Source organism: Saccharothrix violaceirubra (assembly GCF_014203755.1).
Taxonomy (GTDB): Bacteria; Actinomycetota; Actinomycetes; order Mycobacteriales; family Pseudonocardiaceae; genus Actinosynnema; species Actinosynnema violaceirubrum.
Genome location: NZ_JACHJS010000001.1, coordinates 551,990 through 564,580 on the forward strand (window position 1 = coordinate 551,990; position 12,591 = coordinate 564,580).

Annotated in this window: 9 protein-coding genes; 7 read left to right on the plus strand and 2 right to left on the minus strand. The window is 72.7% G+C overall.

The window, feature by feature from the left end:
• The first annotated feature begins 37 nt into the window (after positions 1-37).
• Positions 38-1,282, plus strand: coding sequence for a glutamate mutase L (locus F4559_RS02740; protein WP_184666000.1), 1,245 nt, complete (start codon positions 38-40; stop codon positions 1,280-1,282).
• A 309-nt stretch (positions 1,283-1,591) separates the two neighbouring features.
• Here the strand turns inward: F4559_RS02740 and F4559_RS02745 are convergent, their stop codons facing one another.
• Positions 1,592-3,967 carry a hypothetical protein gene (locus tag F4559_RS02745; protein ID WP_184666001.1) on the minus strand — a complete coding sequence of 792 codons (2,376 nt, stop codon included), beginning with the start codon at positions 3,965-3,967 and terminating at the stop codon, positions 1,592-1,594.
• A 139-nt stretch (positions 3,968-4,106) separates the two neighbouring features.
• Between F4559_RS02745 and ahcY the strand changes: the two genes are divergently transcribed.
• A complete protein-coding gene (gene ahcY, locus F4559_RS02750) occupies positions 4,107-5,570 on the plus strand; it encodes an adenosylhomocysteinase (protein ID WP_184666002.1) in 1,464 nt (487 codons plus the stop codon).
• Positions 5,571-5,607: 37 nt separating this feature from the next.
• Here ahcY and F4559_RS02755 read toward each other — a convergent pair whose 3' ends face one another.
• Positions 5,608-6,546 carry a hypothetical protein gene (locus tag F4559_RS02755; RefSeq protein WP_184666003.1) on the minus strand — a complete coding sequence of 313 codons (939 nt, stop codon included), beginning with the start codon at positions 6,544-6,546 and terminating at the stop codon, positions 5,608-5,610.
• 136 nt (positions 6,547-6,682) lie between these two features.
• Between F4559_RS02755 and F4559_RS02760 the strand changes: the two genes are divergently transcribed.
• The 5 genes from F4559_RS02760 to F4559_RS02780 all read left to right on the plus strand — a co-directional run bounded on the left by F4559_RS02760 (position 6,683) and on the right by F4559_RS02780 (position 12,426).
• Positions 6,683-7,324: a dTMP kinase gene (locus F4559_RS02760; RefSeq protein WP_184666004.1), complete on the plus strand. Its 642-nt coding sequence runs from the start codon at positions 6,683-6,685 to the stop codon at positions 7,322-7,324.
• A gap of 186 nt (positions 7,325-7,510) precedes the next feature.
• Positions 7,511-8,188 carry an MtrAB system response regulator MtrA gene (gene mtrA / locus F4559_RS02765; protein WP_121009184.1) on the plus strand — a complete coding sequence of 226 codons (678 nt, stop codon included), beginning with the start codon at positions 7,511-7,513 and terminating at the stop codon, positions 8,186-8,188.
• Positions 8,189-8,204: 16 nt separating this feature from the next.
• Positions 8,205-9,923 (plus strand): MtrAB system histidine kinase MtrB, encoded by a 1,719-nt coding sequence (gene mtrB, locus F4559_RS02770; RefSeq protein ID WP_184666005.1) that lies wholly within the window; start codon positions 8,205-8,207, stop codon positions 9,921-9,923.
• Complete coding sequence (locus tag F4559_RS02775; RefSeq protein WP_312865449.1) at positions 9,881-11,650, plus strand: LpqB family beta-propeller domain-containing protein; 1,770 nt, start codon at positions 9,881-9,883, stop codon at positions 11,648-11,650. The genes mtrB and F4559_RS02775 overlap by 43 nt, the downstream gene beginning before the upstream one ends.
• A gap of 143 nt (positions 11,651-11,793) precedes the next feature.
• A complete protein-coding gene (locus F4559_RS02780) occupies positions 11,794-12,426 on the plus strand; it encodes a ComF family protein (protein WP_184666006.1) in 633 nt (210 codons plus the stop codon).
• Positions 12,427-12,591 lie beyond the last annotated feature (165 nt).

Below are 12,591 nucleotides of genomic sequence, written 5' to 3' on the forward strand. Positions count from 1 at the left end.
AATCGAAACCCCCGGCGGCCTGGAGTAGCTTGCCGGCATGACGGTGCTGTGCCTCGACGTCGGGTCGACGTGGACCAAGGGAACCCTGGTGTCGCACGACGGCGAACTGCTCGGCACCGCACAACACCCGACCACAACGCCGGAGGTCATGCACGGCATATCCGAAGTCTTGTCGGGTCTGCCGGCCGCCGAACGGGTAGTCGCGTGCTCGTCGGCGGGCGGCGGTCTGCGCCTCGCCGTGGTGGGCCACGAACGTCTGGTCAGCGCGGAAGCCGGCTACCGGGTCGCGCTGTCGGCCGGCGCGCGCGTCGTGCACGTGTCGTCCGGAAAGCTTCGTGGTGTCAAGGAATTGCGTGCCACCAGGCCCGATCTGGTGCTGCTGGTCGGCGGCACGGACGGCGGCGACGAGGACGTGCTGCTGCACAACGCGCGCCGGCTCGCGGTGGCGCGGATCGCCTGTCCCGTCGTGCTCGCGGGCAACGCGGACGCCCGCGCGGAGGCGGAATCCCTGCTGTCGGGCCGAATCGTGGTGTCAACTGGCAACGTCCTCCCCGACGTCGGCGTGCTGGACCCCGAGCCCGCGCGGCGCGCGATCCGGGACCTGTTCCTGCGTCACGTCATCGGCGGCAAGGGTTTGTCGCGTGGCAACAGGTTCCGCCGGATGGTCCGCGCGGTGACGCCGGATGCGGTCCTGAGCGGTGTGTCCCATTTGGCCGCACTTCAAACCGACGGTGCGGTGCTCGTGGTCGACGTGGGCGGCGCGACGACCGACGTGTACTCGGCGGTCCGCGCTTCGGACGGAGCCGAACGGACCGTGGCGCTGCCGCCGGATCGTCGTACGGTGGAAGGGGATCTGGGTCTGCGGCGGTCCGCGCCGGGCGTGGTCGAGGCGGCGCTCGCGGACCGGCTCCTCACGCCGGAGGAGGCGGAGTTCCTGGCGCGGGAAGCGGAGTTCCGCGCCGCGCACCCGTCCTGGTTGCCCGAGGATCCCGAGGTGGACCGGCGGTTGGCGGCGTTGGCGATCGTGGTGGCGGTGCGGCGGCACCTCGCGTACGTGGGGTCGCTCGGTCCGCACGGTGCGCGGCTGGTCGTGTTGTCCGGTGGTGTTTTCCGGCACGCGCCGTCCACAGAGGTGTTCGAGGACGCGTTGCGCGAGGACCCGGCGCTGCGGCCGGTGGTGCGCGCGGCGACCGTGGTGGTGGACCGGCACCACGTGCTGGCACCCGCCGGGCTGTTGGCCGGCCCGGTGGCCGCCGGGCTGCTCGGGAGTCTCGTGCGGTAGGTCGGCGCCGGCCACGTGCCGGCGCCTGGCTGTGGTGGGGCCGCGTGTCCGGACCCGCCGGGCAGCTGGTCGCGTCGGGGCCCCGGTCCCGGGCGGGGTCGTGTGGCCCGTGCCCGCCCGGCCGCGGTGGTCGTGGATCGGGACCGCGTGTTCGCGCCTGCCCGGCACCGGGCTTCGGCCCGGGACACGTGCCGGTGGGTTCGGTCCGCCGGGTTTCCGCCCGTCCGCGCGGGCCACCCGGTCGAGCGGGCACACGTGCCCGATCCCGGGCGGCCACGCGTTCTCGCCGCCCGGGATCGTCCGGCAGCCCTACTCGCCGACCGTCTCGTTGCGCGGCACCGACGCCTTGCGCGCGGCCGGCAGCACGGGCCCCGGCGCGGGTTCGGTCGCGTCGGCCAGGCCCGCCGCGGCGGCGACCGCGCGATCCCACTCGGGGTCGGAGACGTAGTCCCGGTGCTTGTTCACGCCCGCCGCCCACCGCCGTCCCGTGAACGGGCCGCGTTGCGGGTCCGGCAGCCAGTGGTCGCCGCCGAGCACCAGCGCACCCGTCGGCCCGCGCGTGGCGGCGGGCAGGGCGCCGGTGGTGCCGTCCGCGCGGAAGCCCACGCCCAGCAGCACGCCGTCGAACACCTGCCGGTCCCAGGTGGTCACCGCGCCGCCCAACGGGTCCGTGCCCCGGCACAGCGCCCGCCACCGGCCCTGGAGCCCACCGGCCAGCTTCGCCAGCGACTCGTGCGGCACGACGGCCGGGAACGCGCGCGGGTACGCCCACTGCAACTGCGACCCGGCGGTCACCAGCCCCACCCGTTCGGCCTGGTCCGGCGGCAGCACCTCCAGCAGCCGGGCGACCGCCACGGCCGCGAGCAGGCTGCCCTGGCTGTGCCCGGCGAGCACCACCCGCGTCGACGGCTCGGCGAGGTGTTCACGCACCCGGGACACCAGTTCCGGCACGACCTTCAACGCGTAGCACGGCGGCACCACGGGATGAGCCTCGCGCGGCCAGAACGCGGCCAGGTCCGCGAGCACCCCCACCTGCCGGGCGGTGTCCGGCCGCCGGGCCGCCAGCCACACCGCGCGCAACAACGACAACGCCAGCAACGCCAGCACCACGACGCCGAACGTGGCGAACGGCCGTGCCCAGCCGAACAGGTCGACCCCGCGCAGGCGCAGCACGGCCGCGGGCACGGCACCGCCCGCGAGGACGAACGCGCACACCAGCAGCACGCGGTGGCCGTGCCGCTGTTCCCACCGTGCCCACCACCACGCCTTGGCCGCGCGTTTGGCGTCCCGGGCCCGGCCCGTGTGCAGCAGCGCGGCCTCGCGCGCCCACTCCTTGTCGCGGCGCAGCGAACTCCACCGCATCATGCCGGTGAACGCCCCCATGCCCAGCGCGATGAGCAACGCGAGCGTGCCGCCCACGCCCCACAGGAACGTGATGTAGTCGTACCCGCGCGGCAGCACGCCGTGGCCCAGCAGCGACCGCAGCGCCAGCGCGACCCCGGCGCCGAACCCGCCGCCGAGCAGCGCGGCCATGGCCGCGACCGGCGCGGCCATCCACCCGCCCGCCCACGGCCGCAGGTCGCGCGGCAGGTCCGACCAGGTGCGCCGGGCCAGCAGGGCGGCGGGCACGAGGAACAGGCCCAGCAGCCCGCACACCCCGGCCGTCGTGCCGGCGACGACCTGCACGGCCAGGTCCGTGCCCGGCAACTGTGAAGGCAGGTGCGGCAGGCGGACCACCGTCAACGCCAAGAGGATCCAGGCGGCCGAGAGCAGCACCCGGCGCGGCCGTCGGCCCAGCGCGGCCCGCAACCACCGGCCGCCTCGGTGCGGCGCGCCGCCCGTCGGGTCGTCGATGAGCAACGTGGCCAGGGCACTGGTGCACACCAGCACCGCACCCGCCCACCACAGTCCGACGTGGTCGCGTGCCGCGGAGTCGGGGCCCAGCGGTCCGCCGAGCGCCACCACCACGGCCGTGCCCAGCCCGGCCACGAGGTGCAGCACGCGCAACGACGGTGTGTCCGGGTCGGTGGCCACGTGCGCGCCGGGCAGCCCCGACATGCCGTCCTCGGACACCGGCAGGTCCTTGCGCTCGATCCGCCAGTCCACACTGGACACCCGGTGCAGCACGAGGATGCCCAGCGCGATCGGCGCCACGCCGACGAGCGTGCGCGCCCAGGGGCGTTCGGAGATCCACAGTGGACCCCACAGGCAGGTCGAACCCGGCGCGAGGCATTGCGCGGCCACGAGGTCCAGGCTGATCACCGCGAGCTGGGCCACCAGCATCACGGTCAGCAGCAGCGCGGCCAGCCGCAGCAGACCGCGCAACACGCCGCCGAGCACGCGCGCGGTCCGCGAACCGCGCGGCACCGGCGGCAGCATCCAGTGCGCGACGTTGGCCAGGGAGAACGGGAACAGCAGCGCCCACGTCGCCTTCGCCCAGCCGCCCGAGGTCATCCGACCCCACACGTAGCCCTCGACGACGCGGGGCACCGGGCGACCGCCGGCCTGGAGCACCGGACCCGGCGCGGGTCTGCGCAGCCGGTCCGCCGGCCGCACGACGCGGCCGAGCCCGTCGCCCGCGACGTCGACCGCCTCCACGGCGTCCACCAGCGACCGCGGCGTCGTCCCCTGCACACCGTGCACCCGCAGTTCGACGACCCGGGTGTCGGGACCGGGTATCAGCACGACTGCCTCCCCCGAAACGTGGCCTCCCCGAAACGTGACCGAAGGTCATAGTGGTCCATCCAGGCCCAGTTGGGCGCGACCGGTCGCGCCCGGCGTGGCGGGCGGTAGGGTCGGCTTACCCGAGATGGAGGAACCCGCGATGACCGCCGAGAGGCTCCAGACCCGCAACGGCATCGACTTCGCCGTGGCGGACCTCTCCCTGGCCGAGTTCGGCCGCAAGGAGATCAGGCTCGCCGAGCACGAGATGCCCGGCCTGATGGCGCTGCGGCGCGAGTACTCGGAGGCGTACCCGCTGAAGGGCGCGCGGGTCTCCGGTTCGCTGCACATGACCGTGCAGACGGCCGTGCTCATCGAGACGCTCGTGTCGCTGGGCGCCGAGGTGCGTTGGGCGTCGTGCAACATCTTCTCGACCCAGGACCACGCGGCGGCGGCCGTCGTCGTCGGTCCGCACGGCACGGTCGAGGAGCCCAAGGGTGTGCCGGTGTTCGCCTGGAAGGGTGAGACGCTGGAGGAGTACTGGTGGACCGCCGAGTCCATGCTCACCTGGCCCGACGGCGGCGGCCCGAACATGATCCTGGACGACGGCGGCGACGCGACGCTGCTGGTGCACAAGGGCGCCCAGTACGAGAAGGCCGGCGTCGTGCCGCAGGCCGAGGAGGACGACCCCGAGGAGTGGAAGCTCATCCTCGACACGTTGCGCCGATCGCTGGCCGCGGACGCGGGCAAGTGGTCCAAGATCGCCGAGGGCATCCGCGGCGTCACCGAGGAGACCACGACCGGCGTCATGCGCCTGTACCAGCTCGCCGCCCAGGGTGAGCTGCTGTTCCCGGCGATCAACGTCAACGACGCGGTGACGAAGTCCAAGTTCGACAACCGCTACGGCATCCGGCACTCCCTGATCGACGGCATCAACCGCGGCACGGACGTGCTGATGGGCGGCAAGGTCGCGGTCATCTGCGGCTACGGCGACGTGGGCAAGGGCGCGGCCGAGTCGCTGCGCGGCCAGGGCGCGCGCATCGTGGTGACCGAGATCGACCCGATCTGCGCGCTCCAGGCGGCGATGGACGGCTACGACGTCCAGGTGCTGGAGGACGTGCTGCCCAAGGCCGACATCGTGATCACGACGACGGGCAACAAGGACGTCGTGCGCATCGAGCACATGGCGGCCATGAAGCACCAGGCGATCGTGGGCAACATCGGCCACTTCGACAACGAGATCGACATGGCCGGTCTCCAGCGCTACCCGGGCATCCGGCGGATCAACATCAAGCCGCAGGTCGACGAGTGGGTGTTCCCGGACGGCCACTCGATCCTGGTGCTGTCGGAGGGCCGCCTGCTCAACCTGGGCAACGCGACCGGCCACCCGAGCTTCGTGATGTCCAACAGCTTCAGCAACCAGGTCATCGCGCAGATCGAGCTGTTCACGAAGTACCAGGAGTACGACAAGGAGGTCTACCGCCTCCCCAAGAAGCTCGACGAGAAGGTCGCGCGCATCCACCTCGACGCCCTGGGCGGCAAGCTCACCAAGCTGACCAAGGACCAGGCCGAGTACATCGACGTGGACGTGGAAGGGCCGTACAAGCCCGAGCACTACCGCTACTGAGCGCCCGAGGGGCCGGGGCCTTCGGGTCCCGGCCTTGCTACGTCCACTCCACGGAGATCCCGGCCATGCCCGGCCCGATCTCGCCGAAGTAGGCGCTGGCGACCCCGCCCAGGCCGCAGATCAGTTCGTCGACCTCCAGCGCGGGCGACTGCGCGGAGTCGCGGATCTGCTTGGTGCACCGGGCGGGTAACGCCCGGCGGTTGAACGCCAACTGCAGCAGGTAACCGCGGCACGCGCGGCGGAACGTCCGGTGGTGGCCGGGCGTGGGGCCGCCGGTGTCGTCGAGGACGGTGAACGAGAAGACGTGCTCCTCGCCCTCGGCCAGCCGCCGGTCGAAGAGCAGTTCGAACGCCAGGCCGCGCGACGAGCTCTGCCGCCGCACCCGGCCCTGCCGGCAGCCCTCGCCGGCGCGCACGATCGCGTTGTCGATGACGCAGCCCTCGTCGCCCTGGTGCACCGCCACGTACCGGTCCGGTCCGCCGTGCAGCGCGCGGACCACGAGCCGGGTGGTGATCGAGCGCTGCTCGCCCTGCGTGCCGACGAGCACGGAGTCGTGGACGAGCAGGACCTCCAGGTCGGCGTTGGCCGAGTCGAACTCGCCCAGCAGCGGGCGGGTGCGCACCCAGGTGCCCGCCATCTCGGCGAACGCCGGGCGCGGCGGGCGTGGCTGCGGACGTTGGCCGACCAGGGCCACGAGCGATTCGGCGGGCAGGCGCAGCACGGTCTCCAGCGCGCGCACGGTGCCGATGGCCCGGGGCACCTCGGGGTGTCGCAGGCCGCGCTGCCAGTAGCTCAGCGTCGACTGGCCGACCTGGACGCCCAGGCTCTCCAGGTGCGCGCGCAGCCGGGCCAGCGACAGGCCGCGGTGCGCGATCGCGTCGTGGAGCGCGCGGTGGAACGGCCCGTACCGCAGCGTCTCGGCCAGCGCGCCGGGCAGACCTGGCTGCTCGGCGGAGTGCCCGGAATCCGCGGTCACCGCGGCACCACCCTCTCCCGCACGGAATTGGCCTCACCGTAGTCACTCACAAGAGTGACCGAAAGGATCTCTACTGACCCGATTGGGTGACCTATGCGCCCGATCGAGAGCAGGCCCCGCCCCTTAGGGTGGCCACGTGGGAAAACTCGTCGTGATCGAGGGCCTCGACGGTGCCGGCAAACGCACCCTGACCGGAAAACTGACCGCCGCGCTGGCCGAAGCCGGCCTCACCGCGGTGACGGGCGCGTTCCCGCGTTACGACCAGGACATCCACGCCGAACTCGTGCGCGACGCGCTGCACGGCCGGCTCGGCGACCTCACCGACTCCGTGTACGGGATGGCCGTCCTCTACGCGCTCGACCGCCGCGCCGCCGCGCCCGACCTGCGCGCGTGGACCGCCGAGTACGACGTCGTGCTGCTCGACCGCTACCTCGCGTCCAACGCCGCGTACGGTGCCGCCCGGCTGCGGCAGGACGTCGACGGCGGGTTCGTCGAGTGGCTGCGCGCGCTCGAGGTCGACCGCTTCGACCTGCCCGTGCCCGACCTCCAGCTCCTGCTGCGCGTGCCGACCGAGGTCGCGGGCGACCGGGCCGCGCGGCGCGAGGCCCAGGACGCGCGCGAGCGGGACGTGTACGAGTCGGACGCCGACCTCCAGACCCGGTGCTCGATCGTGTACGACCGGCTGGCCCAGACCCACTGGCTGTCGCCCTGGGCGGTCCTCGACGGGACCGAAGCGCTCCAGGTGGACGACCTCGTCCAAGAACACTTCGCTGTTTAGCGGATTTACGTAACGAAACGTGACCGTTGATCCGATGATTCGCTGAACGAACCGCGCGCGACGAGGCGAGGTGGGCTCGTGGATCGGCGACCGAGACTGATCACAGACCGGACGCATGTGACGACCAGCGGCGATGAGCCCTGGGCGGTGCGTGGGCGTCCGGCCGGCAATGGGACGATATCGCCTATGAAGGCACGCGTGCTCGTCGTGGACGACGACCCCGCCCTGGCGGAAATGCTGACGATCGTGCTGCGGGGCGAGGGTTTCGACACCGCGGTCGTCGCCGACGGCGCACGCGCGTTGCCCGCGCTGCGCGAGCTCAAGCCCGACCTGGTGCTGCTCGACCTGATGCTGCCCGGCATGAACGGCATCGACGTGTGCAAGGCCATCCGGTCCGAGTCCGGCGTCCCGATCGTGATGCTCACCGCGAAGAGCGACACGGTCGACGTCGTCCTGGGCCTGGAGTCCGGCGCCGACGACTACGTCGTCAAGCCGTTCAAGCCGAAGGAACTGGTCGCCCGCATCCGGGCGCGGCTGCGGCGCACCGAGGCCGAGCCCGCCGAGGTGCTCCAGATCGGCGACCTCACCATCGACGTGCCCGGCCACGAGGTGCTGCGCGAAGGCCGGCCCATCCAGCTCACCCCGCTGGAGTTCGACCTGCTCGTGGCGCTGGCCCGCAAGCCGCGCCAGGTCTTCACCCGCGAGGTCCTGCTGGAGCAGGTCTGGGGCTACCGGCACGCCGCCGACACGCGCCTGGTCAACGTCCACGTGCAGCGCCTGCGGTCCAAGGTCGAGCGCGACCCCGAGCACCCCGAGGTCGTGCTGACCGTCCGGGGTGTCGGGTACAAGGCCGGCCCTCCGTGATCGGAGCCCTCCCGGCATGACCCCGCGCCTGCTCGAACCCGCGGCGCGGCAGGCACGCCGGATCGCCGAGTCGGGACGGCGCCGCGCCGCGCGGTTCGGCGAGCTGTGGCGGCGGTCGTTGCAGGTGCGGGTCGTCGTGAGCACGCTCGCCCTGTCGTCGGCCGTCGTGTTCGTGCTGGGCATGGTCCTCCAGGTCCAGATCACCGGCCGGCTGCTGGACACCAAGATCACGGCCGCGATCAGGCAGGCCGAGGTCAGCGCGGCGGCGATCCAGCCGGACCTGTCCGGGCTCAACCCCGGCCCGGACAACGTGCGCAGCCGGTTCACCAGCGCGTTGAACAAGATCAGTTCGGCGGCCGGGACCGACACCACGATCTCCGGCGCGGGCGCGTTCGAACCCGTGCTCTACGACCCGGTCGGGCGCGGCTCGGACGGCCAGCCGATCGCGGTCGGCGCGTGGCGCGACGTGCCCGACGGGCTCGTGCGCATGCTGGAGGCGGGCGGCGCCGGCTACCAGATCACCACGGTCGAGCACGACGGCGTGCCCACGACGCTGCTGGTCGTCGGCAAGCCGGTGAACAGCTCGGCCCGCCCCATGCACCTGTACCTGCTCTTCCCGCTCGCGGGCGAGCGGGCGACCGCCGAGGTCGTGCAGTCCACGCTGGTCGTGGGCGGACTCGTGCTGCTCGGACTGCTGGCCGTGATCGCCAACCTGGTCACGCGGCAGGTCGTGCGCCCGGTCCGGCAGGCCGCCGAGATCGCCGAGCGGTTCGCCGACGGCAGCCTGGACGAGCGCATGCCCGTGATCGGCGAGGACGACGTGGCACGGTTGGCCGAGTCGTACAACGAGATGGCCGCGAGCATCCAACGCCAGTTCCACCAGCTCGAGGAGTTCGGCCAGCTCCAGCGCCGGTTCACCTCGGACGTGTCGCACGAGCTGCGCACGCCGTTGACCACCGTGCGGATGGCCGCGGACGTGCTGCACGCCTCGCGCGAGCAGTTCCCGGCGGGCCTGGCCCGCTCGACCGAGCTGCTCGTGGACGAGCTGGACCGGTTCGAGTCGCTGCTCGGCGACCTGCTGGAGATCAGCCGGCTGGACGCGGGCGTCGAGGAGCTGGCGGCCGAACTGGTCGACGTCCGCGTGCTCGCCCGGCGCGCGCACGACGCCGTGCGGGCCATCGCCGACAGCAGCGGGACCAAGCTCGTCCTGGACATGCCCGACCACGAGGTCACCGCCGAGGTCGACGCCCGGCGGGTCGAGCGCATCCTGCGCAACCTGCTGGCCAACGCCATCGACCACGGCGAGGGGCTGCCGGTCGGGCTGACCCTGCGCGCCGACGGCGACGCGCTGGCGGTCGCCGTCCGCGACCACGGCGTCGGCCTGCGCCCCGGCGAGGCCGAGCTGGTGTTCAACCGGTTCTGGCGGGCCGACCCGTCCCGCAACCGGCGCACCGGCGGCACGGGCCTGGGCCTGTCGATCAGCCTGGAGGACGCGCGGCTGCACGGCGGCTGGCTGGAGGCGTGGGGCGAACGCGGGCACGGTGCCGTCTTCCGGCTGACCCTGCCCGTGCGGCGAGGGCACGAGATCGTCGAGAGCCCGTTGCCGCTGGAACCCCCGGACCTGCCGCCGCCCGTCGCCGTGCCGGAACCGGAACCCGTCGAAGAGGTCGAGCTGACCGAGGAGGAGATCACGTGGCAGCCCGCGCAACCCGTGACCGCCGATCCGGAGGGGTGATCGCGCTCCTGCTCGCGCTCCTGTCCGCGAGCGGCTGCGCCGCGATCCCGACCAGCACCTCGCCGATCCCGGTGAACCCGTCGGCGGGCCCGGCCACGGCCGCGGCCGTGCCGGAGCCGTCCGCCGAACTGGATCCGTTGAGCCTGGTCCGCGGGTTTGTGAACGCCTCCGCGAGCCCCGAGGGCGACTACGCCGCGGCCAAGGCGTACCTGACCCCGGACGCGGCGAAGACGTGGGACACCAAGAGCCCGCCGACGATCGTCGAGTCCACGTTCAACACCGTGCCCGGCCAGTCCGAGGATCAGCCCGCCGACGGCAAGCGGCGCGAAGTGCTGTTGCAGGGCAAGAACTTCGGGCGGCTGGAGGCCGACAACTCGTTCGCCCAGCAGATCGGCGATTTCGACATCCCGGTCGAGGTGCAGCAGGACGACAAGGGGCAGTGGCGGATCTCGAAGCCGCCGTCCGGCGTATACATGCCGTTGAGCGGCTTCAACCAGAACTACCGGCGCGTGACGCTGTTCTTCTACACGCCCGACTTCGGCGTGCTCGTGCCCGATCCGCGGTACGTGGTCGTGCCCCCGTCCACGTCGATCCCGTTGCGCGTGGTGGAACTGCTGCTCAAGGGGCCGGCGTCGGCGATGCGCGGCGCGTTGGCGACGGCCGTGCCCAACGGTGCCGTGCAGCGCAAGGACGCGCAGGAAGCCGACGACGGCGCGTTGGAAGTCGACCTGACCCGCGTCGGCGACCTGACCGCGCAGGTGCGCAAGCAGATCGTGGCGCAGGTGGTGAAATCGCTGGCCGGCGTGACGTCGAGCCGGGTCCGGGTGCTGGTCGAGGGCGCGCAGATCTCGCCGGAGCAGAACGAGTGGCGGCCCGCGGACATCCAGAGCGGCGACGCCCTGATCACGCCCGACGCCGGGCAGAGCGGACTGCTCGTCGGCGGCGGGCAGGTCCGCCAGCTGGGCAACGGCGCCCAGGTCAAGGGACCGGCCGGCGCCGGGGACTACCGGGCGGTCAGCGCGGCACAGTCGTTGGACGGCACGGAGTTGGCCGTGGTCGGCCGGCTCGACGACGGCTCGGTGCGCCTGCGCGTGGGGCTGACCGAGGGCGACCTGGCCGCGGTCGACCTGCCCGCGAACACCATGACGCGGCCGACGTGGCTCTACAGCGGACGGGTCGGCGAGCCGGCCACCGAGGTGTGGACCGTGGTGAACGGGGCCAACGTCGTCCGCGTGAACAAGGGCGACGGCGGGTGGAAGGCGAACGCCGTGAACGCCTCCGACGTGGCGTTCCTCGGCGACATCACCGAGTTGCGGCTGTCCCGGGACGGGACGCGGGTCGTGGCCGTGGTGGGCGGGAAGCTCGTGCTGGCGGCCGTGGTCCGGGGGCAGGACTCGTCGGTGGCGTTGCGCGCCCCCCGGTTGTTGCAGGTGGGCGTGCTGGGGGCGGCCGTACAGTCGGCGGACTGGCTGGCGCAGGACGTCGTCGTGGCCGGCACGTCGATCAACGCCTACCCGATCGCCAAGGTGAACATCGACGGGTTGCGGATCGAGCGCTTCAACACGTCGAACCTGACCGCGCCGGTCACCTCGGTGGCCGCCGCGCCGGGGCGCAACGTGGTGGCCGTGGACCAGAGCGGGATCTGGAGCGCGGGCGACATCGGCGACGTGTGGCGCGCGGGCACGATCACCACCGCGCTTCCCTCGTCCGTCTTCTACCCCGGCTGACGCGCGAGTCGTGCGTCCGGACACCGCGAGTCGTGCGTTCGGGCACCGCGAAATGTGCATTCCGGTACTTCACCCGATCGTGAATCTTCACCCGCCCCGCCGAAGCCCCCGAATTGTCGGACCCCCTGAGCACAGTGGGGTCCATGGTCCTGACATTGCTGTTCCCGATCCGCTGCGCGGGGTGCGGAGCCGAGGGTGTGCGTTCCTGTGCGCGTTGTCTGGGTGCTTTCGGGCCGCCGCGTCGGGTGCCTTTCCCGGGGTCGCCGGTATTCACGCTCGCCGACTACGCCGGCGCCGCGCGTGAACTCGTCCTCGCCTTGAAGGAACGGGGTCGGCGTGATCTCGCGGCGGTGTTCGGCGCGTTGATCGCCGCCGCGCTGCCGGTACTTCCCGGCATGTTCCCGGACGAGTCCGGGAACCGGTGGCTGGTGCCCGCGCCATCACGCCGTGCCGCGATCCGACGCCGGGGCGGTTCCCACTTGGTGGGAGTGGCGAGGGCTTCCGGCGCGCGGGTCGCGCCCGCGCTGGCGTACGCACGCGGCGTGCGGGATTCGGTCGGCCTCGACGCGTCCGCGCGCCGGGCCAACCTGGGTGGTCGGGTGCGGCTCGTGCCGGCCGGTCTGCCGCCGCCCGGCACGTCCGTGGTGTTGCTGGACGACGTGGTCACGACGGGTGCGACGGCCGCCGCGTGCACTTCGATGTTGCTATCGGCGGGGTTGCGGGTATCCGCCGTCATGACGTTGACCGCCGTGCGCCGCGGCGACACGCCCGGGTGACCGGATGCGGGAACCACGAGCAGTGCTCGACCGTTGGCCTGACATGACGCCCATGCCAAGGCCGTTCGGTCTCGCGGGTGCCGCGCCACAGGGGCGAGCGCCGGTGCGTCGAACGGGTGAGCGCGCGGTCGCGGGCCGATCGTGGCCGTCCGCGTGGCGTCGGCG